The 22858-nt window shown below is 63.0% G+C and carries 24 protein-coding genes; 14 read left to right on the top strand and 10 right to left on the bottom strand.

Annotated features, from left to right (window positions below; translation table 11 throughout):
- Positions 1-9 precede the first annotated feature (9 nt).
- Complete coding sequence (locus tag IFU31_RS03975; protein ID WP_192102348.1) at positions 10-2514, bottom strand: ABC transporter permease; 2505 nt, start codon at positions 2512-2514, stop codon at positions 10-12.
- On the bottom strand, positions 2514-3197 hold the full coding sequence (locus tag IFU31_RS03970; protein WP_192102347.1) for an ABC transporter ATP-binding protein: 684 nt from the start codon (positions 3195-3197) through the stop codon (positions 2514-2516). Before IFU31_RS03970 ends, IFU31_RS03975 begins: the two co-directional genes overlap by 1 nt.
- An 11-nt stretch (positions 3198-3208) precedes the next feature.
- Between IFU31_RS03970 and IFU31_RS03965 the strand changes: the two genes are divergently transcribed.
- From IFU31_RS03965 to IFU31_RS03955, 3 genes are all read left to right on the top strand, one after another.
- Positions 3209-3814 carry an arylesterase gene (locus tag IFU31_RS03965; protein WP_122476089.1) on the top strand — a complete coding sequence of 202 codons (606 nt, stop codon included), beginning with the start codon at positions 3209-3211 and terminating at the stop codon, positions 3812-3814.
- A gap of 56 nt (positions 3815-3870) precedes the next feature.
- Positions 3871-4164, top strand: coding sequence for a hypothetical protein (locus tag IFU31_RS03960; RefSeq protein ID WP_122476088.1), 294 nt, complete (start codon positions 3871-3873; stop codon positions 4162-4164).
- A 92-nt stretch (positions 4165-4256) separates the two neighbouring features.
- On the top strand, positions 4257-5225 hold the full coding sequence (locus tag IFU31_RS03955; RefSeq protein ID WP_122476086.1) for a L,D-transpeptidase family protein: 969 nt from the start codon (positions 4257-4259) through the stop codon (positions 5223-5225).
- 70 nt (positions 5226-5295) lie between these two features.
- Here IFU31_RS03955 and IFU31_RS03950 read toward each other — a convergent pair whose 3' ends face one another.
- On the bottom strand, positions 5296-5547 hold the full coding sequence (locus tag IFU31_RS03950) for an Lpp/OprI family alanine-zipper lipoprotein (protein WP_122476084.1): 252 nt from the start codon (positions 5545-5547) through the stop codon (positions 5296-5298).
- Between the two features lie 295 nt (positions 5548-5842).
- Between IFU31_RS03950 and IFU31_RS03945 the strand changes: the two genes are divergently transcribed.
- Positions 5843-5983, top strand: coding sequence for a hypothetical protein (locus tag IFU31_RS03945; RefSeq protein WP_192102346.1), 141 nt, complete (start codon positions 5843-5845; stop codon positions 5981-5983).
- 32 nt (positions 5984-6015) lie between these two features.
- Entirely contained in the window at positions 6016-6297 is a 282-nt protein-coding gene (locus tag IFU31_RS03940; RefSeq protein WP_122476082.1) for a GNAT family N-acetyltransferase, read from the top strand.
- 66 nt (positions 6298-6363) lie between these two features.
- Here IFU31_RS03940 and IFU31_RS03935 read toward each other — a convergent pair whose 3' ends face one another.
- A complete protein-coding gene (locus IFU31_RS03935) occupies positions 6364-7437 on the bottom strand; it encodes a 3-deoxy-7-phosphoheptulonate synthase (RefSeq protein WP_122476765.1) in 1074 nt (357 codons plus the stop codon).
- Between the two features lie 214 nt (positions 7438-7651).
- On the opposite strand from IFU31_RS03935, the gene IFU31_RS03930 reads away from it, so the two are divergent.
- Positions 7652-8152: a universal stress protein gene (locus tag IFU31_RS03930; protein ID WP_122476081.1), complete on the top strand. Its 501-nt coding sequence runs from the start codon at positions 7652-7654 to the stop codon at positions 8150-8152.
- 121 nt (positions 8153-8273) lie between these two features.
- Positions 8274-9248: an HTH-type transcriptional regulator CysB gene (gene cysB / locus IFU31_RS03925; RefSeq protein ID WP_043185743.1), complete on the top strand. Its 975-nt coding sequence runs from the start codon at positions 8274-8276 to the stop codon at positions 9246-9248.
- A gap of 48 nt (positions 9249-9296) precedes the next feature.
- Here the strand turns inward: cysB and IFU31_RS03920 are convergent, their stop codons facing one another.
- The 6 genes from IFU31_RS03920 to ppsR all read right to left on the bottom strand — a co-directional run bounded on the left by IFU31_RS03920 (position 9297) and on the right by ppsR (position 15629).
- Positions 9297-10031 carry a phosphoadenylyl-sulfate reductase gene (locus IFU31_RS03920; protein WP_192102345.1) on the bottom strand — a complete coding sequence of 245 codons (735 nt, stop codon included), beginning with the start codon at positions 10029-10031 and terminating at the stop codon, positions 9297-9299.
- An 83-nt stretch (positions 10032-10114) separates the two neighbouring features.
- A complete protein-coding gene (gene pabB, locus IFU31_RS03915; protein WP_192102344.1) occupies positions 10115-11458 on the bottom strand; it encodes an aminodeoxychorismate synthase component I in 1344 nt (447 codons plus the stop codon).
- A gap of 79 nt (positions 11459-11537) precedes the next feature.
- A complete protein-coding gene (locus IFU31_RS03910) occupies positions 11538-12524 on the bottom strand; it encodes an alpha-L-glutamate ligase-like protein (protein WP_192102343.1) in 987 nt (328 codons plus the stop codon).
- Positions 12524-14059 carry an osmotic stress tolerance membrane protein RloB gene (rloB, locus tag IFU31_RS03905; RefSeq protein ID WP_122476074.1) on the bottom strand — a complete coding sequence of 512 codons (1536 nt, stop codon included), beginning with the start codon at positions 14057-14059 and terminating at the stop codon, positions 12524-12526. Before rloB ends, IFU31_RS03910 begins: the two co-directional genes overlap by 1 nt.
- A 5-nt stretch (positions 14060-14064) precedes the next feature.
- A complete protein-coding gene (gene rloA / locus IFU31_RS03900; RefSeq protein WP_192058116.1) occupies positions 14065-14616 on the bottom strand; it encodes a retropepsin-like aspartic peptidase RloA in 552 nt (183 codons plus the stop codon).
- 194 nt (positions 14617-14810) lie between these two features.
- A complete protein-coding gene (ppsR, locus tag IFU31_RS03895; protein ID WP_122476071.1) occupies positions 14811-15629 on the bottom strand; it encodes a posphoenolpyruvate synthetase regulatory kinase/phosphorylase PpsR in 819 nt (272 codons plus the stop codon).
- A 174-nt stretch (positions 15630-15803) separates the two neighbouring features.
- Here ppsR and ppsA point away from each other — a divergent pair, with 174 nt between their 5' ends.
- The 7 genes from ppsA to sigX all read left to right on the top strand — a co-directional run bounded on the left by ppsA (position 15804) and on the right by sigX (position 22857).
- On the top strand, positions 15804-18179 hold the full coding sequence (gene ppsA / locus IFU31_RS03890) for a phosphoenolpyruvate synthase (protein ID WP_122800229.1): 2376 nt from the start codon (positions 15804-15806) through the stop codon (positions 18177-18179).
- Positions 18180-18428: 249 nt separating this feature from the next.
- A complete protein-coding gene (locus tag IFU31_RS03885; RefSeq protein WP_192102342.1) occupies positions 18429-19415 on the top strand; it encodes an alpha/beta fold hydrolase in 987 nt (328 codons plus the stop codon).
- Between the two features lie 84 nt (positions 19416-19499).
- Positions 19500-19985 carry a ribonuclease E activity regulator RraA gene (rraA, locus tag IFU31_RS03880; protein ID WP_122476067.1) on the top strand — a complete coding sequence of 162 codons (486 nt, stop codon included), beginning with the start codon at positions 19500-19502 and terminating at the stop codon, positions 19983-19985.
- A 27-nt stretch (positions 19986-20012) separates the two neighbouring features.
- A complete protein-coding gene (locus tag IFU31_RS03875) occupies positions 20013-21008 on the top strand; it encodes a zinc transporter ZntB (RefSeq protein ID WP_192102341.1) in 996 nt (331 codons plus the stop codon).
- An 84-nt stretch (positions 21009-21092) separates the two neighbouring features.
- Positions 21093-21335, top strand: coding sequence for a CrfX protein (locus IFU31_RS03870; protein ID WP_122476063.1), 243 nt, complete (start codon positions 21093-21095; stop codon positions 21333-21335).
- 3 nt (positions 21336-21338) lie between these two features.
- Complete coding sequence (locus tag IFU31_RS03865; RefSeq protein WP_185794460.1) at positions 21339-22163, top strand: mechanosensitive ion channel family protein; 825 nt, start codon at positions 21339-21341, stop codon at positions 22161-22163.
- A 103-nt stretch (positions 22164-22266) separates the two neighbouring features.
- The gene (gene sigX / locus IFU31_RS03860; RefSeq protein ID WP_122476059.1) at positions 22267-22857 is read left to right on the top strand and encodes an RNA polymerase sigma factor SigX; all 591 of its coding nucleotides are present in this window, start codon (positions 22267-22269) and stop codon (positions 22855-22857) included.
- Position 22858: the final 1 nt, after the last annotated feature.

Genomic DNA, 22858 nt, shown 5'->3' with positions numbered 1-22858 from the left:
CGCGGCGTTTCAGCCTTCCCTGAGCACCTGCAACGGGCTTGCGTTGAGGGCTCGACGGGTGCCGAACACCCCGGCGCCCCCCACCAGCAGCGCGCCGATCAATGGCAAGCAGAGCAGCCAGGGGTGCGGCGTCCAGACCAGATCGAAGGCGTAGCGATACAGCACGAAGCTGATCAACTCGCTGCCCAGTGCTGCCAGCACACCACTGGCGGCGCCCAGCAGTCCGAACTCGATGCGCCGCGCCTTGACCAGCAGCTTGCGCTCGGCACCCAGCGCACGGAGTAGCGCGCCTTGGCGGATGCGTTCGTCCAGCGTGGCCTGCAGCCCGGAAAACAGCACCGCCATGCCCGCTGCCAGCACGAACAGCAGCACGTACTCCACCGCCAGGGTGACCTGGGCGAGGATGCTGCGCAGCTGTTCCAGCAGCGCCTCGACCCCCAGAATGGTGGCCGCCGGGAATGCCCTGGACAGTTCGACCACCTGTGAATCATGACCAGGCGCAATATAGAAGCTGGTCAGGTAGGTGGTCGGCAGGTCGTCGAACGTGCCAGGCTGGAAGATCATGAAGAAGTTGGGCTGGAAGTTGTTCCAGTCCACCGTGCGCAGGCTGGTTACCACGGCATCGCGGTTGGAGCCGCCGATATTGAACGTCAGACGGTCGCCAAGCTTGAGATGCAGACTCTGCGCCACCCCTTCTTCGACCGACACGCCAGGTACGTCAGAGCGCTGGGCCGCATTCCACCATTGCCCGGCGGTTATCCGGTTGCCATTGGGCAGGTGCTCGGCCCAGGTCAGGCTCAGGTCCCGCTGCACCGCGCGTTCACCGCGCGAGTCTTTTTCGACCAGCTCCTGCACTGGTGCATCGTTGATGTCGACCAGACGCCCCGGCATGACCGGGTACAGCGGCGCCGAGCGTGCGCCGGCCTGCTGCAGGTGGCCGGCAAAGGCATCGCGCTCGTCCGGCAGGATGTTCAGGGCGAAATAGTTCGGCGCGTCTTCGGGTAGCTGGTTCTGCCAGTTGTCCAGCAGCTCGCCGCGCAGCAGTGCGATCAGTGTCATTGCCAGCAGGATCAGGCCGAAGGCCAACGCCTGTCCGGCAGCCGCCAGGGGATGGCGCAGCAGTTGCCCGAGCCCCAGGCGCCATGGCAGGGGTGAACGCGCCAGCAGGCGGCGCAGGCTTTTCAAAGCCAGCAACAACAGACCACCCAGGATCAGCGCCGCCAACAGGCCGCCGGCGAGCAGGGCGAACGTCAGCACCAGGTCCAGGCTCAACCGCCACATGATCAAGCCCAACGCCAGCAGCGCGGTGCCATACACCAGCCAGGTGCTTGGCGGCACTGGCAGCAAATCACGACGCAGCACGCGCAAGGGCGGCACCGCGCCCAAGGCCGCCAGGGGCGGCAGGGCGAAACCGGCCAGCGCCACCAGCCCGGTGCCGATGCCGGCCAGCGCAGGAAACAGCCCTCCGGCCGGTACCACGGCTGGCAGCAGTCCGTGCAGCATCTGGAACAGCACCAGCTGCGCCAGCCAGCCGATCAGCGCGCCGCTCAGGCACGCCAGCAGCCCCAGCAGGGCCAGCTGCACGCAGAACATCAGCATCACCTCACGCCGCAACAGGCCGAGGCAGCGCAGCAGGGCGCTGGCATCGAAACGTCGCGCGGCGAAGCGGCTGGCCGACATGGCCACTGCCACACCGGCCAACAGCACTGCCACCAGGCTCGCCATGTTCAGGTAGCGCTCGGCCTTGCCCAGGGCGCCGCCGATCTGCTGGTTGCTGTCCCTGGCATCACGCAGGCGCTGGTTGGGTTCGAGTCCCGGCTCCAGCTGCTTCTGATAACCGGCCAACCGTTCGGGGGCGCCGCGCCACAGTTCGCGGTAAGTCACCCGGCTGCCCGGTTGCACTACATTGGTCGCAGCCAGGTCCTGCAGGTTGATCATCACTCGGGGCGTGAGGCTGTAGAAATTGCCGGCACGGTCCGGCTCGTAAGTCAGCACCCGTGCCAGGCGCAAGGTCTTGCTGCCTACATCCAGGGTATCGCCCACTTTCAGGTTCAGCGCGGCCAGCAGCCGTGACTCGGCCCACGCCTCGCCGGGCTTGGGCCCGTCCCCGGCGGTTTCCTCGCCATACGGCTGCGCTGCGCTCTTGAGCTCGCCGCGCAAGGGGTAAGCCTCATCGACCGCCTTGACGCTGGACAGCTGGATACCACTGTCGGCGGCAATCACGCTGGCGAATTCCACCACCCGCGCATGATCCAGGCCAGCGTTGATGCCTGCATCGATCTGCTCCTGACGCGCCGGGCTGCTGCCCTGCAGGATCAGGTCTGCGCCGAGAAACTCGGTGGCGCGCAACTGCATCGCGCCGTTGAGGCGTGCTCCGAAGTAGCCGATTGCGGTACTGGCAGCAACCGCCACCAGCAAGGCGAAGAACAGCACGCGCAGCTCGCCGGAACGCGCATCACGCAACAGCTGACGGGCGGCAAGGGCCACCAGTCGCAACATCGGCAGGCCGGCCATCAGGGCTCCAGGGGCGCGACGAGGCGCCCGGCATCGAGGCGGATCAGGCGGTTGCAGCGATGCGCCAGGCGTTCGTCGTGGGTTACCAGCACCAAGGTGGTACCGCGTTCCTTGTTGAGCTCGAACAGCAGGTCGCTGATGCGCTCGCCGGTATGGCTGTCGAGATTGCCGGTGGGCTCGTCGGCGAACAGCACGTCCGGTTCGGCCGCGAATGCGCGGGCGATGGCGACACGCTGTTGTTCGCCGCCCGAGAGCTGGCGGGGCGAGTGGGTCAGACGCTGGCCCAGGCCGACCCGTTCGAGCAACGTGCGCGCATGTTCTCGGGCATCCTTGCGGCCGTCGAGCTCCAGCGGCAGCATCACGTTCTCCAGGGCATTGAGGCTGTCGAGCAGTTGGAACGACTGAAACACGAAACCGACGTGTTCGGCTCGTACCCGCGCGCGCTGGTCTTCGTCGAGGGTGCCCAGGTCCTGGCCGGCCAGGGTCACGCTGCCCGCACTGGGCAGGTCGAGGCCGGCCAGCAGGCCGAGCAGGGTAGACTTGCCCGAACCCGATGCGCCGACGATGGCCAGGCTGTCGCCTTTGGCCAATTCCAGCGAGAGTTCGTGCAGAATGGTCAGTTCACCTTCCGCGCTGGTGACCACTTTGCTAAGGTTCCGCGCTGTAAGAATGCTTGCGCCCATGGAGAGTCCCGATGCGAATGTGGTTGATGAGTGCTGGCCTGGGCCTGATGTTGGCCGCCCAGAGTGCAGCGGCAGGTACGGTACTGATCGTTGGCGATAGTATCAGCGCGGCTTTCGGCCTGGATACCCGTGCCGGCTGGGTCGCGCTGCTCGAGCAGCGCCTGGAACAGCAGGGTTTCAGCGACAAGGTGGTCAACGCTTCGATCACTGGCGACACCTCGGCCAATGGCTCGGCGCGGCTGCCCGCGCTGCTTGCAGCGCACAAGCCGGACCTGGTCGTGCTCGAGCTGGGTGGCAACGATGGCCTGCGCGGGATGCCCGTAACGCAATTGCAACAGAATCTTGCGTCGATGATCGAGGTCTCCCGCAAGGCCGGCGCCGAGGTCCTGTTGCTGGGCATGCAGTTGCCGCCCAACTACGGCGCGCGTTACACCCAGTCGTTCGCCCAGGTCTATCACACGCTGGCAGAAGAGAAAAAAGTGGCCTTGGTGCCATTTCTGCTCGAAGGGGTCGGCGGGGTGCCGACACTGATGCAGGCCGACGGCGTGCATCCCACGGCTGGCGCCCAGGGCAAACTGCTGGAAAACGTCTGGCCGACGCTCAAACCCTTGCTTTGACGCTTTTCTGCGCGCGGGCTTTCGGCTAATGTGGCGCCCCCTGTTTGGAGCCCCCGATGCCGCGTCCCGCCTGGTCCCTGTTTGCCTATCAATTGATCGAGCCCGACGATCAGCTGGACCTGTTCGCCTGCCAGGAAAGTCGCGTGCACCTGGCTGCGCGTCAGCTGGAACTGGGCGGTTCGGTGGACCGCACCCTGTGTGGAACCTTGCTCCCGGCCCAGCCGCGCTGGCTGGAAGTGCACAAGCTGATCTTTCGTGACCAACGGCTGTGCAAACTGTGCAGGGCCATCCTGTTCGCCCAGCGCAAGGGCACACGACCGGTATGGCCCGAGCTGCAGTCGATCCCCTGATCGGCGTCCTGACGGCCCCCGTCTACACGCGCCCGGCAACTGCGCGTACAATCGGGGCATTGTCCCGTTCAGTTCGACCAAGGATTTCCTGGATGCCGCCGAGCCTTTCCGTCCTCACCCGCAGCCTGTTGCTGGCCGCCGCATTCGCAGCGACGCCGGCCATGGCGCTGGAATTCCCGTTGCCACCTGCGGGTGAAGACATCATCGGCCAGGTGCAGACCATCACCGCCAAGTACGAGGACACCTTCGCCGACATCGCGACGGCCAATGACCTCGGCTATCTGGAAATGGTCGCCGCCAATCCTGGCGTCGACCCCTGGCTGCCGGGTGCCGGTACACAGATTGTCCTGCCGACTCGCTTCATTTTGCCGCCGGGTCCGCGCGAGGGCATCGTCATCAACCTGGCCGAGTACCGCCTCTACTATTACCCCAAGGGCGAGGACGTCGTGCGTACCTACCCGCTGGGGATTGGCCGGGAAGGGTGGGGCTCGCCCATCGCGCACACCAAGATCATCGCCAAGACCCCGAATCCGACCTGGACGCCGCCGGCCTCGATCAAGGCCGAGCATGCTGCAGACGGTGATCCGCTACCCAATGTGGTGCCTGCTGGCCCGGACAACCCGCTGGGGCCTTTCAAATTCACCCTCGGCCTGCCGGGCTACCTGATTCACGGCTCGAACAAGCAGTTCGGCATCGGCATGCGCACCAGTCATGGCTGCTTCCGCATGTACAACGACAACGTGCTGGAGCTGGCCAGCATGGTGCCGGTTGGAACTGGCGTGCGCATCATGAACGAGTCCTACAAGTTCGGCATGAGCGGCGGCAAGGTGTACCTGGAAGCCCACGCGCAACTGACCGACAAGGGTGATCCGGTGACCCTGGACAGGCACACCGCCGTCATCAATGCGTTGCTCAACCGTCGCGACTTCGCCCCGGACATCAAGATGAACTGGGACGTGGTCCGTGATGTGGTCGCCGCCGAAGACGGCCTGCCGGTCGAAATTGCCGGGGCGGGTGTCCCGATGATCAGCAGCGCGCCCGGCAGCCCGCCCGCACCCTAGTCGGCTGTTGCTGCGCCCATAAAAAAACCGACCCAGTGGGTCGGTTTTTTTACAGCCTCGGAAAAGGCTGTTACTTGCGGCTGGCCTTGTCGAGCATGCGCAGAGCGCGCTCGTTGGCTTCGTCGGCAGTCTGCTGGGCTTTCTGAGCGGCGGTCAGCGCTTCGTCAGCCTTGCGGTAGGCTTCGTCGGCACGGGCTTGCGAGCGCGCAGCGGCGTCTTCGGTAGCGGTCAGGCGAGCTTCGGTTTCTTTGGTTGCGCTGCTGCAACCGGTAGCCAGAACGGCGGCCAGGGCCAGTGCAGAGAATTTCAGAGCATTGTTCATTGTGTTCCCCTTCGAAGGACATTCTTTTAAGTAGCCATTTCTCATGAATGAGAAACTAGCCGCCGTACATACTACTCATTACTTGTAGTAAGTAAACGGACGCAGCGCAAGAGATGAAAAAAAATCCACCCATGCCCGAGGTGCGGAACGTAAGCCGCAAACCACGGTCTAGCGCTGGTTGGGCGCAACCTAGGGGCGTGCGCAAGTGCATCGCGTAATTGCCTGATGCATGAACTAAGGCAGGGTTTAAATGTCTTCGGCCGCACGCAGTTGAGGGGTGGCCAGGAAGTCGAAAATGAGTTGCGGCGAAGACAATCAACTCGGCTGCACGCTGATGTTGTTTGCTGCCGTTGCAGGCATCACGATTGCGTTTGATGACAAAATCAGCACAGGCCTGCGCAACTGTTTCTTCGTTGTACAAAGAGCGGTAAGGTAGAGGTCTAAATCCAAGACCCGCGAGGAAACGCGATGAGCGAGGCGCTTTCGATCCACCACGACCAGGCCGGTCACCAGTTCGAAATCAATATCGACGGCCACCGTGCGTACCTCACCTACATGGACCTGGGCAAACAGACCCTGGACATCTACCGCACCTTTGTACCCAATGCCTTGCGCGGCCGGGGCATCGCTGCGGCACTTACCGAGCAGGCTCTGGACTACGCCGAGAGCCATGGCTACACGGTGATCCCGTCGTGCTCCTATGTCGAGCGCTACATGGAACGCCACCAGCGCCGTGCGGCCAAGCTGTAGAAAGCCAGGCTGCATCTGCAGGCCGCAAGGCCGGGTCAGTGGAAGCTATTGACCCGGCCCTTGGCTTCAGCGGCTACGCTTGGGCAACACATCCTTGAGTTTGGCGTGCATGCTGCGCAGTGTCTTTTCAGTGCTGGCCCAGTCGATGCACGCGTCGGTGACCGATACGCCGTACTGCAGGTCGCCCAAGTCCTTGGGAATCGACTGACTGCCCCAATTCAAATGGCTTTCCACCATCAGGCCGATGATCGACTGGTTGCCTTCCAGGATCTGATTGGCCACGTTCTCCATCACCAGCGGTTGCAGTGCTGGGTCCTTGTTGGAGTTGGCGTGGCTGCAGTCGACCATGATGTTGGCCTTGATGCCTGCTTTTTCCAGCGCCTGCTCGCACACCGCCACGCTGACCGAGTCGTAGTTGGGCTTGCCGTTGCCGCCGCGCAGCACCACGTGGCCGTAGGCATTGCCCTTGGTGGTGACGATGGATACGCCACCTTCCTGGTTGATGCCCAGAAACCGATGCGCACTGGACACCGACTGCAACGCGTTGATGGCCACGGTCAGGCCGCCGTCGGTACCGTTCTTGAAGCCCACTGCCGAGGACAGGCCCGAAGCCATTTCACGGTGGGTTTGCGATTCGGTGGTGCGCGCGCCGATGGCCGACCAGCTGATCAGGTCCTGCAGGTACTGCGGCGAAATCGGGTCCAACGCCTCGGTCGCGGTAGGCAGGCCCATTTCGGCCAGATCCAGCAGCAGTTTCCGACCGATGTGCAGACCGTCCTGGATCTTGAACGAGTCGTCCAGGTAAGGATCGTTGATCAGGCCTTTCCAGCCCACCGTGGTGCGCGGTTTTTCGAAATACACGCGCATGACCAGGTACAGGGTGTCCGAGACTTCGGCGGCCAGCGCCTTGAGCCGGCGCGCATATTCGTGCGCTGCATCGATGTCGTGGATCGAGCACGGGCCGATGACCACGAACAGGCGATGGTCACGCCCATCGAGAATATCGCGCACCACTTCACGGCCAGCGGCCACGGTGGTGTGCGCGGCGGCACTGAGCGGGATTTCCCGCTTCAGCTGCGCAGGGGTGATGAGGGTTTCGTTGGAAGCGACGTTAAGGTCGTCGATCGGTAGGTCAGCCATCGTGTTACTCGTCAGGTCACGGGTGCCGGCCGCCAGCGAACCCCGCACGGCGAGGCACAGCATGATTATGAGCGGCGGGGGAGTCGAACCTTAGCGCGTTAGAGCGCATGCAGACAACGGATTTGTGCCATTGCCATGCGCCGACGACCGGTGCACGGCGGGCGGCACTGCTACGCTCAAGTATGCCTGTCGCATTGGCCACTTCGGAGGTCGCATGATCCGCTCCATGCTGTACGCCACTGACCTGGGGGTATATGCCCCGTTCGTCATGCAGCACGCCGTAGCCCTGGCGCGCAGTTTCAACGCGCAGCTGTATGTCATTCATGCCGTGGAGCCGATGGGCCTGATCGCCGAATCGGTGCTGCAAAGTTACCTGGACGAGTCCACGCTCGACCGCCTGCACAATCAAGGGCTCAATACCGTCATGGCCGGGATCGAGGAGAAGGTCCTGCAGAGCCTGCGCAGCGACCTGGGCGACGACGAGCCAGGCCTGGCCTTGATCCGCGCCGTGCGCGTGAGGCAAGGGGATCCAGCCGAGGTCATCCTCGACCAGGCCCAGCGACTGGCGGTGGACTTGCTGGTATTCGGCAGTCACAGCCACGGTGCCACGGTTGACGTTCCCCTGGGACGCACTGCGGCCCGCGTGCTGCAGCTGTCCCCGGTGCCGGTCTACATGGTGCCCCTGACCGAGCACCGCAGCCGACCCAGAGGATGAGTCTGGGTTGGTTATTTTTCCTACAAATTTAATAAAAAGTTCTAGATTTATTGTTACAACCTTTAATATAGTTATAACCCGTCGCCGATGACTGGCGGTTTTTCCTGTGTGAGGGATTCATATGAAGCTTCAGCAACTGCGCTACATCTGGGAGGTAGCGCATCATGACCTCAACGTCTCCGCCACGGCGCAAAGCCTGTATACCTCGCAGCCAGGTATCAGCAAGCAGATCCGCCTGCTGGAAGACGAATTGGGTGTTGAAGTCTTCGCACGCAGTGGCAAACACCTGACCCGCGTCACCCCGGCTGGTGAACGCATCATCACCACCGCCGGCGAGATCCTGCGCAAGGTGGAAAGCATCAAGCAGATCGCCCAGGAGTTCTCCAACGAGAAGAAGGGCACGCTCTCCATCGCCACCACCCACACCCAGGCCCGTTATGCATTGCCGACGGTGATCAGCAGCTTCATCAAGCAGTACCCGGATGTGGCCCTGCACATGCATCAGGGCTCGCCGATGCAGATTGCCGAAATGGCCGCCGACGGTACCGTCGACTTCGCCATTGCCACCGAAGGGCTGGACTCGTTCGGCGACCTGATCATGATGCCGTGCTACCGCTGGAACCGCTGCATTGCGGTGCCCCAGGGGCATCCGCTGACCAAGGTGCCGAAGCTGACGCTCGAGGCGCTGGCCGAGTACCCGATCGTCACCTACGTGTTCGGTTTCACCGGTCGCTCCAAGCTCGACGAAGCGTTCTCGCGGCGTGGCCTGGCGCCGAAGGTAGTGTTCACCGCCGCCGATGCCGACGTCATCAAGACCTATGTTCGACTGGGCCTGGGTGTGGGCATCGTGGCCAAGATGGCGGTCGATACCAAGCTCGACAACGACCTGGTGGTGCTCGACGCCGATCACCTGTTCGAATCCAGCGTGACCCGCATCGGCTTCCGCCGTGGCACCTTTCTGCGCGGCTTCATGTGCGACTTCATCGAGAAGTTCGCGCCGCACCTCACCCGCGAGGTCATGGCCAAGGCCATCCAGTGCCACAACAAGCAGGAACTGGAAGCCTTGTTCGAAGGTGTCGAGTTGCCCGAGCATTGATTGCGTCGCCGTTCCCAGGCATGCCATGCCCGAGCGGCGTCGCGTGGCTCAGGTCTTGGCGATCAGATTGCCCGCGTGCAGCCCGCATTCCTTTTGCGTGGCTTCCTCCCACCACCAGCGCCCCTCGCGCTCGTGCTGGTTGGGCAGCACCGGCCGCGTGCAGGGCTCGCAGCCGATACTGATGAAGCCGCGCTCGTGCAGGCTATTGAAGGGCAGCTCGAGCATGCGGATGTAGCCCCACACCTCTTCGCTGCTCATCTGCGCCAAGGGGTTGAACTTGTACAGCGTGCGCTCGGCCGTCGAAAACGCGCCGTCCACTTCCACCGCCGCTACCTGGCTACGGGTGCCTGGGCTCTGATCGCGCCGCTGGCCGGTGGCCCAGGCGCTGACGGTGGACAGCTTGCGCCGCAGCGGCTCGATCTTGCGGATACCACAGCACTCGCCATGACCATCGCGATAAAAGCTGAACAGTCCCTTTTGCTTGACGAAAGGGTCCAGCAGCGCGTTGTCCGGCGAGACCAGTTCAATGGTGATCTGGTAGTGATCGCGTACCCGCTCGATGAAGCGATAGGTTTCCGGGTGCAGGCGGCCGGTGTCCAGGCTGAACACCTTGACGTTCTTGTTCAGTTTCCAGGCCATGTCCACCAGCACCACGTCTTCGGCACCACTGAAGGAAATCCAGAGGTCGTCGCCGAAGTGGGCGAAGGCGAGCTTGAGAATGTCCTGCGGGGACTTGGTCGCGTAGGTCGTCGCCATGTCGGCGACATCGAAGGGTTGGCTCATCAGGCGGCTTCCTGGTCAAAGTGGCGCTTGGCGCTCTATGTGGCGCAATGGTAACAAAAAAACACCGGGCGACATGACCCGGTTCAGAGCCCCGCGAGGGTATCCAGCAGCACGCTCACCTTGAAGATCGACTCTTCGTATTCGGCCTGCCACTGCGAGTCGGCCACGATCGCGCCACCGCCCCAGCAGCAGACCTGGCCGTCCTTGACCAGCAAGGTACGGATGGCGATGGAGCTGTCCATTTCACCGCGCACATCCAGGTACAGCAACGAACCACAGTAGATGGCGCGTTGGGTTGGCTCTACTTCGTCGATGATCTGCATGGCGCGGATCTTCGGCGCGCCGGTGATCGAGCCACCGGGAAAACTGCCGGCGAGCAGGTCCAGACAGTCCTTGTCCGCGGCCAACTCACCGGTCACGGCGCTGACTAGGTGATGAACGTTCGGATAGCTCTCCAGGGCGAACAGCTGCGGCACCCGCACCGAGCCGATCCGGCAGCTTCGGCCCAGGTCATTGCGCAGCAGGTCGACGATCATCAGGTTCTCCGAGCGGTCCTTGGCACTGGCCAGCAGCTCGCGACCCTGGCGCGCGTCTTCTTCGCGGTCGAGGCTGCGCGGGCGGGTGCCCTTGATCGGCCGGGTTTCGACATGACCAGCCGTGACCTTGATGAAACGCTCTGGCGAAAAGCTCAGCAAGGCTGCGCCGCCAGCCAACTGCAGGTAGCCGGAAAACGGCGTAGAGCAGGCAGCGCGCACGGCCTGATAAGCGGCCCACGGGTCGCCTGCGCAGGCGGCACGAAAACGCTGGGTCAGATTGACCTGATAGCAGTCTCCGGCCTGGATGTAGGCCTGCACCTTTTCGAATGCACGCCGGTACTGCTCCGCGGTTCGGTCCGGTGTCATCGAGGCGTGCAGCCGGAAGGCCGGGGCTTCGAGCGCGGCCGGTTGGGCGAACAGGTCGATCAAGCGTTGCCGTTCGCCTGCATCCAGCGCGGGATGGAACATCAATTCGCTGGTCTGCCGGCGATGGTCGCTGATCAGCGCCCAGGCGTAGAGGCCCAGGCTGGCGTGCGGCAGGTCGAGGTCGTCGTGGTTGGGCGCTGGCAGGGTCTCCAGCCTGCGGCCGAAATCGTAGCTCAGGTAGCCGATCAGCCCTCCGGCGAAGGGCAGCTCGCAGCCGTCGGGCAATTGCGCCTGGCCCAATTCGGCCAGCGCGACACGGGCCCGTTGCAGGTACTGTTGGCCGGACTCACCGGCCTGGACGCCGAGGGTCTGCAACGGCCAGGCGCTGATCAGGTCGAAGCGGCCGCGCTGGGCGATCGGCTGCGCGCTGTCGAGCAGCACCGCGCCAGGCGCGTGGCGAACCGCAGCGAAATAGGGCGCCGGGTCGGCCAGGTAGGGCAGGGCGTGAAGCGAGCAGGTTGGCATGATAGGTCGGTGGCCAGTAGCGGGGCTGGGATTGTAATGCAGCCGGGCGCCGCGTGTGCGGGTGGCGTGGCGTCCGCGCTCAGGTCACTGCTGCGGGCACATGACCGAACAGTGCCTGGACGAAGCGCGTGCGCTCTTCGACGGTTTCCACGAGGCCTTCGGCCGCCAGCGCTTCCAGGTGTTTTTCCACGGCCTGGGTGCGCAGGGTCAGGCCGCAGTCGTTGGCAATCTGGATGTTCAGCCCGGGGCGGGCGTTGAGCTCCAGGATCAGCGGGCCTTTCTCCTGGTCCAGGACCATGTCGACGCCGATGTAGCCCAGCCCGCACAATTCGAAGCAGCCGGCGGCCAGGCGCATGAAGCCGTCCCAGTTGGGCAACTGCACACCGTCCACGGCGTTGGTGGTGTCAGGGTGCTTGCTGATGATGTTGTTCAGCCAGGTGCCGCGCAAGGTCACGCCCGTGGCCAGGTCGACGCCGACGCCGATGGCGCCCTGGTGCAGGTTGGCCTTGCCGCCCGACTGCCGGGTCGGCAAGCGCAACATGGCCATTACCGGGTAGCCCATCAGCACGATGATGCGGATGTCCGGTACGCCTTCATAGCTGATGCTCTTGAAGATCTGGTCGGGGATCACCCGGTATTCGATCAGCGCGCGGTCACGGTGCCCGCCCAGCGAATAGAGGCCGGTGAGGATGCTGGAAATCTGGTGCTCGATGTCTTCGCGGCTGATGATCTTGCCCGACACGGTGCGAAAGCGCTCCTCGAAGCGGTCGGCGACCACCAGGATGCCGTCACCGCCAGCGCCCTGGGCCGGCTTGACCACAAAGTCACTGCGCCCGCCGATGATCTCGTCGAGGCGATCGATCTGTTTTTCCGTGGAGATCACTCCGAACATCTCGGGCACATGGATACCCGCCGCAATGGCGCGCTCCTTGGTGATGATCTTGTCGTCGACGATGGGGTACAGGCTGCGCCGGTTGTACTTGAGCACATAGTCGGCGTTACGCCGGTTGATGCCCATGATGCCGCGGGCCTCCAGCGCTTTCCAGGTTTTCCACAGGCCGAACATCAGGAGTCGGCCTGCTTGAGAAAGGCCTTGAAACGCACCAGTTCGGTCAGCCGGTAGCCGCGGTAGCGGCCCATGGCGAGCATGAAGCCCACCAGGATCAGCAGGATCGCCGGGAAGGTGAACACGAAGTACACCAGCTCCGGCACGCTCATCAGGATATGCGCCAGGGAGGCGGCGAACAGCGTGCCCACCGCGACCTTCAAGGCATGCCCGCTGCCGCGTTCTTCCCAGGTGATCGACAGGCGCTCGATGGTCATGGTCAGGATCACCATCGGGAACAGCGCCACCGACAGCCCGCGCTCCAGGCCCAGCTTGTGGCTGAACAGGCTGATCGCGGCAATCAGCACCACGACGAAAGTGAGCACCACGGACAGCCTGGGCAGCATCTGCAGCTTCAGGTGTTCCAGGTAGGAGCGCAGCGACAGCCCCAGCGCGGTGATCACCGTGAACAGGATGATGCCGAAGCCCAGCTGGGTTTCGCGGAACGCCAGGGCGATCAACACTGGAGTGAAGGTGCCCAGCGTCTGGATGCCGATCAGGTTGCGCAGGATCAGAATCACCAGCACGCCGATCGGGATCATCACCATGATCATGAAGGTCTGCTGGGTCTGCAGCGGCAGGCCGTACAGGCTGTACTCGAGGAAGTCGGCGTCGGTGTTCTCGTCGGTCAGCTTGGCCAGGCGAATGGCGTTCATCTCGCTGTTGTTCATGGTGAAGGTGACGGTTGCCTTGCGGCCACCCTCGACGCTCACCAGGTTTTCGTCACCCGTCCACCACAGCAGGCGATCCTCGGGCAGGCCCTGTTCGCCGGTATCGGGATTGAAGTACAGCCAGTCGTTGCCGTTGAAGCTGCGCAGCCACAGTTCCGGTGTCTGCGCCTGGTCGGCGAGCAGGCGCACGGTATGGACCTTTTCCATCGGCACGTGGGCGATGGACAGCAGCAGGTCGATGATGCGTGCCTTGTGCAAGGTCGAGGTGTCGCCGGCCAGCAGCAGCTTGACGTTGTCGTCGGCCAGATTGTTGACCCGCTTGATGGTTTCGCCGACGAAGGTTTCGACATCGGCCGAATGCTGGCGGATGGGCGCCAGCAATGCTTCGGCGGCGATCTTTTCCGGGCCTTCCACGGCCAGGCTGTCGCGGAAGATCGGCCCCTTGACCTTGATTTTTTCGCCGCTGTAGCGCTTGGTCAGCACCAGGCGGTAGTACAGCGTCTGGTTGCCCGAAGCGCGCCGGGCCGACCAGGTCACCTTGCGGTTGCCGTCCAGACGATTGACGCTGACCCCGTAGTTGTTGGAGATGAAGCTCTCGTTGAGGCTCACATAGTCACGACTCAGTGGCGGCACGAACATCTGCACCTTCACCGGGTCCTTGGCGCTGGCGACGAATTCGACCTTGGCGTCGATGTTCCACAGATCGTCGGTTTCGTCTTCGGTCACCGGGATGCCGAGTACGAGGATCTGATAGGCGGTGATGGCGATGCCCAGCCCCACCAGCGCGGTGATCAGGATCTTCAAGTGCAGGGTTAGAGCGCGCATTGAAATTACTCTGCGATGGTGGCGACAGTGGCGCAGGCGGGTTTGCCGGCAGCGTGTTTGCGGCTGGGGTCGACCAGCGCATCGAAGCGGGTGAGCGCATCGGAGCCGATCAGCAGCGGGTAGTCGAATGCGGTGCGGTCGGTGAGGTTGACTTCGATGCGGCGCTGGGTATGGCCCATGCACACGTCGAGTTCGATCACCGGCCGCTGGGTGTGGGTCTTGCGTTCGCGGGCACTGCATTCACAATCGTCGGCGCGTCGCTTGATGGAGCTCACGCGCACCAGCGGCCGCTCGATGGGGTGGGAATGGGCATTGTCGATCGCCAGGTAGAAGCGCACCCAGGGTTGGCCATTGCGCTTGAAACGCTTGATGTCACGGGCACTGAGCGAGGCGGTCAATGCGCCCGTATCGAGTTTGGCTGCGACCCGCAGGTTGATGTCGGTCAACTGTGCGTACTCGTTCAAGCCGTAGGTGGTCTTTTCGGCAGCCAGGCCCAGGCCCGGAATGAACGGAATGAATAAAAGGCTGAACAGGCGGGAGAGGGGTTTGAGAGTCATGAATTGAAATTATGAATACCGAATCGGGCACCGCAAAAACGTTTCGCGGGTAACAGGAAGAGAGCACCGCATTCTAGCACGGTGCTTTCGTGCCGCCAGCGCAGGCACAGTCGGGCGAGGCCTTGGAGTGCGAAACGACCGTGAAGTTCGAGGGTCGACCGCTCGTCAGGGGTGGGCGCCACGGGTGCAGGCGCCTATTTGAAGCGCCGTTCGACGCCTTTCTCGACGAGGATCTTGGCGGAGATTTCTTCCACCGAAAAATGGGTCGAGTCGATGTTCGGAATGTTCTCGCGGCGAAACAGGCCTTCCACCTCGCGCACCTCGAACTCGCACTGGGCGAAGCTGGCGTAACGGCTGTTGGGCTTGCGTTCGTGGCGGATCGCGGTGAGTCGATCGGGGTCGATGGTCAGGCCGAACAGCTTGTGCTGGTGGGCCCTGAGCGCGGGTGGCAACTGCAGGCGCTCCATGTCGTCTTCGGTCAGCGGGTAGTTGGCGGCGCGGATGCCGAATTGCATGGCCATGTACAGGCAGGTCGGGGTCTTGCCACAGCGCGACACGCCCACCAGGATCAGGTCGGCCTTGTCGTAGTAGTGGGTTCTGGCGCCGTCGTCGTTGTCCAGCGCGAAGTTGACCGCTTCGATGCGTTCCATGTAGTTGGCATTGTGCGCAATGGAGTGGGACTTGCCCACCGAGTACGAGGAATGTGCGCTGAGCTCCATTTCCAGCGGGGCGAGGAAGGTCGAGAAGATGTCGATCATGAAGCCGTTGGAGGTGGCGAGGATCTCGCGGATGTCCTGATTGACGATGGTGTCGAAGATGATCGGTCGCACACCGTCCTTTTCGGCGCAGTTATTGATTTGCTGTACCATGGCCCGAGCCTTGTCCACGCTGTCGATATAGGGCCGCGTGAACTTGCTGAAGGTAATGTTTTCGAACTGCGCCAGTAGACTTTGCCCCAGCGTTTCGGCGGTAATGCCGGTACCGTCGGAGATGAAGAATGCAGATCGTTTCATTGTGCGCCCCGGCCCTTAGGCAACTGACGATTCTTGGATATGATAGGCCCGATTGACGGCCAGCATTGCCAGGCATTCTCGTTCATTTCCGAGGCTGCGGCCACAGCCCCCCGCGTGCGACGATTCGCGCCGGGCATCCCGAGCTTTTCCAACCCAGTCAGTGGAGAGATCACCTTGGTAGAGTACGTAGTTTCCCTCGATAAGCTTGGCAACAATGATGTGGAACACGTGGGGGGCAAGAATGCGTCCCTGGGCGAGATGATCAGCAATCTGGCTGGTGCCGGCGTGTCGGTGCCTGGCGGCTTTGCCACCACCGCCCAGGCCTATCGCGACTTCCTCGACCTGAGCGGGCTCAACGAGCAGATCCACGCGGCGCTCGATGCGCTCGACGTGGACGACGTCAATGCCCTGGCTCGCACCGGCGCGCAGATCCGCCAGTGGGTCATGGAGGCCGAGTTCCCCGAGCGTCTCAACGAAGAGATCCGCATCGCCTTCGCCGAGCTGTCCAAGGGCAACCCGGACATCGCCGTTGCCGTGCGTTCCTCGGCCACCGCCGAAGACCTGCCCGATGCCTCCTTTGCCGGCCAGCAGGAAACCTTCCTCAATATCCGCGGTGTCGAGAACGTCATTCGCGCGGCCAAGGAAGTCTTCGCTTCATTGTTCAACGACCGCGCCATTGCCTACCGCGTTCACCAGGGCTTCGATCACAAGCTGGTTGCCCTGTCGGCCGGCGTGCAGCGCATGGTGCGCTCGGAAACCGGCACTGCCGGGGTGATGTTCACTTTGGACACCGAGTCCGGGTTCCGTGACGTGGTGTTCATCACCGGCGCCTACGGCCTGGGCGAGACCGTGGTGCAAGGCGCGGTGAACCCTGACGAATTCTATGTGCACAAGCACACCCTGGAGGCCGGTCGTCCGGCGATCCTGCGGCGCAACCTGGGCAGCAAGGCGATCAAGATGGTCTACGGCGACGAAGCGCGCGCCGGACGCTCGGTCAAGGTGGTGGACGTCGACAAGGCCGAACGTGCGCGTTTCTGCCTGACCGATGCGCAGGTCAGCGAGCTGGCCAAGCAGGCGATGATCATCGAGAAGCACTACGGCCGGCCGATGGACATCGAGTGGGCCCAGGACGGCGACGACGGCCAGCTGTACATCGTCCAGGCGCGCCCGGAGACAGTGAAGAGCCGCTCCAGCGCCAACGTGATGGAACGCTACCTGCTCAAGGAAAAGGGCACCGTGCTGGTCGAGGGCCGCGCTATCGGCCAGCGCATCGGCGCCGGCAAGGTCCGCATCATTCACGACGTCTCCGAGATGGACAAGGTCCAGGCCGGTGACGTGCTGGTTTCGGATATGACCGACCCGGACTGGGAACCGGTGATGAAACGCGCCAGTGCCATCGTCACCAATCGCGGCGGGCGAACCTGCCACGCCGCGATCATCGCCCGCGAGCTGGGCATTCCGGCAGTGGTGGGCTGCGGCAACGCCACGCAACTGCTCCAGGACGGCCAGGGCGTGACGGTGTCCTGCGCCGAGGGCGACACCGGCTACATCTTCGAGGGCGAACTGGGCTTCGACATCAAGCAGAATTCGGTCGACGCCATGCCCGAGCTGCCATTCAAGATCATGATGAACGTCGGCAACCCGGATCGCGCCTTCGATTTCGCCCAGTTGCCCAATGCCGGTGTCGGCCTGGCGCGCCTGGAGTTCATCATCAACCGGATGATCGGCGTGCACCCCAAGGCGCTGCTCAACTACGACACCCTGACCCCGGAAATCAAGGACAGCGTCGACAAGCGTGTGGCCGGCTACAGCGACCCGGTGAATTTCTACGTCGACAAGCTGGTCGAGGGCATCAGCACCCTGGCTGCGGCCTTCTGGCCGAAAAAAGTCATCGTCCGGCTGTCCGACTTCAAGTCCAACGAATACGCCAACCTGATCGGCGGCAAGCTCTACGAGCCGGAAGAAGAGAACCCGATGCTGGGCTTCCGCGGGGCGTCGCGCTACATCAGCGAGTCGTTCCGCGACTGCTTCGAACTCGAATGCCGGGCGATGAAGCGGGTGCGCAACGAAATGGGCCTGACCAACGTCGAGATCATGGTGCCGTTCGTGCGCACCCTGGGCGAAGCGTCGCAGGTGATCGACCTGCTCGCCGAGAATGGCCTGGCCCGCGGCGACAACGGTCTGCGCATCATCATGATGTGCGAGCTGCCGTCCAACGCCATCCTGGCCGACGAGTTCCTGGAGTTCTTCGACGGCTTCTCGATCGGTTCCAACGACCTCACCCAGCTCACCCTCGGCCTGGACCGCGACTCGGGGATCATCGCCCACCTGTTCGACGAGCGTAACCCGGCAGTCAAGAAGCTGCTGGCCAATGCCATCCAGGCCTGCAACAAGGCCGGCAAGTACATCGGCATCTGCGGCCAGGGCCCGTCCGATCACCCTGACCTGGCCAAATGGCTGATGGAGCAGGGCATCGAAAGCGTGTCGCTGAACCCCGACTCGGTCCTGGAAACCTGGTTCTTCCTGGCAGAAAAGGAAAGCGCCGTTTAAGCCGTCCCACCCCAGACCGGTGTGTTCTTTCCGGCACCCCGGTCCCCTGTATCACCCCAGACCGGTGTGTCCTTTCCGGCACCCCGGTCCCCTGTATCACCCCAGACCGGTGTGTCCTTTCAAACACCCCGGTCGCCTGTAGCAGCGGCGCAAGCCGCGTCGCCCTTGATCCTGCCCTTCACGCACAGATCAATGGGAACGCAGCTTGCGCCCCGGTTACAGTCTCATTCATTCAGACGCAAGTGCCTTATGCAAAGCAGCAGTACCCTTTTTCCCGTCGCGCTGCTCAGTGCCGAGCGTCGCGGCGACCTCAGCGAAGACATCTACCGCATCAAGGCCGCCAACAGCCCCGACCCCAGTGTCGAGCTGGCGTTGACGCGCCTGGGCCTGGCCGACCAGCCGGGTGCGCGCGGGGTGCCGGTGATCCTCCTGCATGGCAGCTTTTCCAACCGGCGCTTCTGGTACTCGCCCAAGGGCATAGGCCTGGGGCCTTGGCTGGCACGTCGCGGGTTCGACGTGTGGATAGCCGAAATGCGCGGCCACGGGCTGTCGCCGCGCAACCAGCACTACGCCAGCAATACCGTGGCCGACTACGCCCGCTACGATCTTCCGGTCATCGGTGCGTTCGTTGCCGAGGTCAGTGCTCAAACACCGCACTGGGTCGGGCATTCGCTCGGCGGCATCACCCTGGCCGCCGCCCTGGGTGGCGGCTATCTGCAAGGTGATCTGGCTGCGTCCGCGGCCTTGTTCGGCGCGCAGGTCAGTCGTCGTCACTGGCAGTTGCGGATTCCTCCGCTGAACTGGGCCGCGCGCCGCCTGCTCAAGCGCTATCCGCACATTTCCGGAGCCCGCCTCAAGCGCGGCCCGGAAGACGAACCGGTAGGCGTTGGCCTCGAATGGATGCGCTGGAAAGGCCTGTTCGGCCGCTTCGGCGATGCCGAGCGGGACTGGTGGCAGGGGCTGGGCGAGGTGAAGCTGCCCATCCTGGCCGTGGCGGCCGTCGGTGACCTGCAGGATCCGAGCTGGGACTGTCGGCAGCTGTTCGAGCAATTCGGCGGGGGCCACAATCAGTTCGTCAACCTGGGCCGTGCCCAGGGCTTCGGCGACGACTTCGACCACGTGCGCATGCTGGTCAGCGCGCAAGCCCAGGCCGAGGTCTGGCCGCTGGTCGGGACCTGGCTGAGCGACCCCTACCGGCCGCTGCTGCCCGGCGCGACACCGTTGGCGACGACCTGAGCATGGTCTAGGCTGTGAGGGCCGCGCCGCGTCCGGTGCAGGCTACTGGCTCTTGCAGCCGCCATTCGCCCCAGGAGCAATGCCATGCACTATCTGACCCCCGACCTGTGTGATGCCTACCCCGACGTCGAGGTGCTCGAGCCGATGTTCAGCAATTTCGGTGGCCGCGACTCTTTCGGCGGCCAGATCGTCACCATCAAGACCTTCGAAGACAACTCGCGAGTACGCGAGCAGGTGGCTCTGGATGGCACCGGCAAGGTGCTGGTGGTCGACGGTGGAGGCTCGCTGCGCAAGGCGCTGCTGGGCGACATGCTTGCCCAGAAAGCCGCGGAGAACGGTTGGGAAGGCCTGGTCATCTATGGGTGCGTGCGTGACGTCGACATGCTCGCGCAAACCGATGTGGGTGTGCAGGCCCTGGCCAGCCATCCGATGCCGACCGTCAAACGGGGTCTGGGTGATCTCGATGTGAAGGTCAGCTTCGCCGGTGTCACATTCGTTCCCGGCCACTATCTGTATGCCGACAACAACGGCATCATCGTCTCGCCAGAGGCGTTGAGCATGCCCGAATGACAACTTTCCATCAGTAACGGGGACACGATGTACGAGGAAGACAATGCGCAATGGGGGCTGGTGCATGCCCTGTTGCTGGACGGCAAGGGAGGTGCGCGGTCGGTTGCCCGGACCGATATCGACGGGCTGCAGCTGCAACCTCACCAGAGCCTGTGGCTGCACTGGGATCGCAGCCATCCCCAGACCCGTGACTGGTTGCGCCGCAATAGTGGCCTGAGCGAATTCAGCTGCGACCTGCTGCTGGAGGAAAACACCCGCCCGCGCCTGGTCCCGTTGCCCGACGATGAACTGCTGCTGTTCCTGCGTGGGGTCAATCTCAATCCAGGAGCCGAGCCCGAGGACATGGTCTCGGTGCGGATCTTCGCCCAGGCCCAGCGCATCATTTCCCTGCGACTGCGGCCATTGCGCGCGACCGACGACCTGCTCGAACAGTTCGCCGCCTGCAAGGGCCCGAAAACCGCTTCGGAGTTGATTCTGTACCTGGCTCAGCACTTGACCGAAAAGGTCCAGGCACTGGTCGAAGACCTCTCCGACATCGTCGATATGGAGGAAGACAAACTCGACGCCGACGAACGGTACACGCCCGAGCACGGCAGCATTCTCCAGCTGCGCCGAAGGGCAGCCGGACTGCGGCGCTTCCTCGCGCCGCAACGCGATATCTTTGGCCAGTTGGCGCGCAACAAGGTGCCCTGGTTCGTCGACGACGACGCCGACTACTGGAACGAACTCAACAACAGCCTGACCCGTTATCTGGAAGAGCTGGAACTGGCGCGCGAGCGTGTGGGGCTGGTGCTCGAGGCCGAAGACCGGCGTCAGAGCGAGCGCATGAATCGCACCATGTATCGCTTCGGCATCATCACCGGGATCTTTCTGCCGATGAGCTTTCTGACCGGTCTACTGGGCATCAACGTCGGCGGCATTCCCGGTTCCGACAGCCCCTATGGTTTCACCATTGCCTGCGCATTGATGGTGGCCGTAGCGTTGGGCCAATGGTTGTTGTTTCGACGCTTGCGCTGGGTCTGACACGGAATTTACCCTGTGCTCGCCGAGACCTTTGTGACTCACCGCCGCAGGGTCTCGTCTTTGAATGAAATTCGCGAGGTATGCATGCCTGATCCGTTCGAAGAATCCCTGCGAGACATGCTCAACGCTCACGCGCCGGGTCGCGACGACCGCGCCGCGCTGGGGCGAGTGCTCAAGACTGCCAATCGCCAGGTCGGCGCGGGCGATCTCTTCAGCCTGATAGGGCGCTGGGGTCAGGCATTCATGATCGCGGTGAACAGTGGTTCGGCGAATATCGCGCCGGTGTCTCGTCGTACGGATTCCGCCGCTGCGGATAAGGCTGATTGATCAATGGAACTGGACCCCTGGACTCAAAGCCTGGTGGCGGCGATGACCGCCCTGTGGACCAAGGTCGCCAATTTCATCCCCAACCTGTTCGGGGCGTTGGTGGTGGTACTGCTGGGCTTCCTGGTCGCCAAGCTGCTCGACACATTGTTGTCCAAGCTGCTGGCCAAGTTCGGGCTCGACCGCCTGATGGCGGGGACCGGCCTGACCAAACTGCTGGGCCGTGGCGGCCTCAGGGTGCCGATCTCGACCCTTATCGGCAAGATCGTCTATTGGTTCGTGCTGCTGATTTTCCTGGTGTCGGCCGCCGAGTCGCTGGGGCTGCAGCGAGTTTCGGCGACCCTGGACATGCTGGCGCTGTACCTGCCCAAGGTGTTCGGTGCAGCCTTGGTGTTGCTGGTCGGTGTACTGCTGGCGCAACTGGTCAATGGCGTGGTACGCGGCGCTGCCGAAGGGGTAGGGCTCGATTACGCAGGTGGCCTGGGACGTGTGGCGCAGTGGTTGGTGATCATCATCAGCATTTCGGTGGCCATCAGCCAGCTGGAGGTCAAGACCGACCTGCTGAACCACGTGATCGTCATCGCCTTGATTACCGTTGGTCTGGCCGCAGCACTGGCCATGGGGTTGGGCAGCCGTGAAATCGCCAGTCAGATACTGGCCGGGATCTACGTGCGGGAACTGTTTCAAGTGGGCCAGCAGGTGCAGGTTGGAGGGGTCGAAGGGCAGATCGAGGAAATCGGCACCGTCAAGACGACAGTGATGACCGACGACGGCGAGCTGGTTTCGATGTCCAACCGCGAGCTGCTGGAACAGCGGGTGAGTAGCCGATAGGTCAACGTTTTGCTAATGTATGCCGCCGCAAAAAGGCTGAGCGATCATGCCTTGGCGGACAATGACCTGACCTTCGGGGACCTGACCTTCGGGCCGACCTGTTTTGAATAAAGTACATACGCTGCCCGTGCGCTACGACCCCCGCGAGCTCTCTGACGAGGAGTTGGTGGCGCGTTCGCACGAGGAGCTGTTCCATGTCACGCGGGCCTATGAAGAGCTGATGCGTCGCTACCAGCGAACCCTCTTCAACGTCTGTGCAAGATATTTAGGGAACGATCGTGACGCTGACGATGTCTGTCAGGAAGTGATGTTGAAGGTGCTGTACGGGCTAAAGAATTTCGAGGGTAAGTCGAAATTCAAGACGTGGCTTTACAGCATCACCTATAACGAATGCATCACGCAGTACCGGAAGGAAAGGCGCAAGCGCCGCTTGATGGATGCCCTGAGTCTCGATCCGCTCGAGGAGGCATCCGAAGAGAAGGCGCCAAAGTCGGAGGAGCGCGGTGGTCTCGACCGATGGCTGGTGTTCGTAAACCCGATAGACCGGGAGATTCTTGTGCTGCGATTCGTCGCGGAGCTGGAATTCCAGGAAATCGCCGACATCATGCACATGGGCTTGAGCGCCACCAAAATGCGGTACAAGCGGGCCTTAGATAAGCTCCGCGATAAATTTGCAGACCTGTCCGAAACTTAGT

Source organism: Pseudomonas sp. CFBP 13602 (assembly GCF_014842725.1).
GTDB classification, from domain to species: domain Bacteria; phylum Pseudomonadota; class Gammaproteobacteria; order Pseudomonadales; family Pseudomonadaceae; genus Aquipseudomonas; species Aquipseudomonas baltica.
This window is presented reverse-complemented; position numbering and strand designations above follow the sequence as displayed.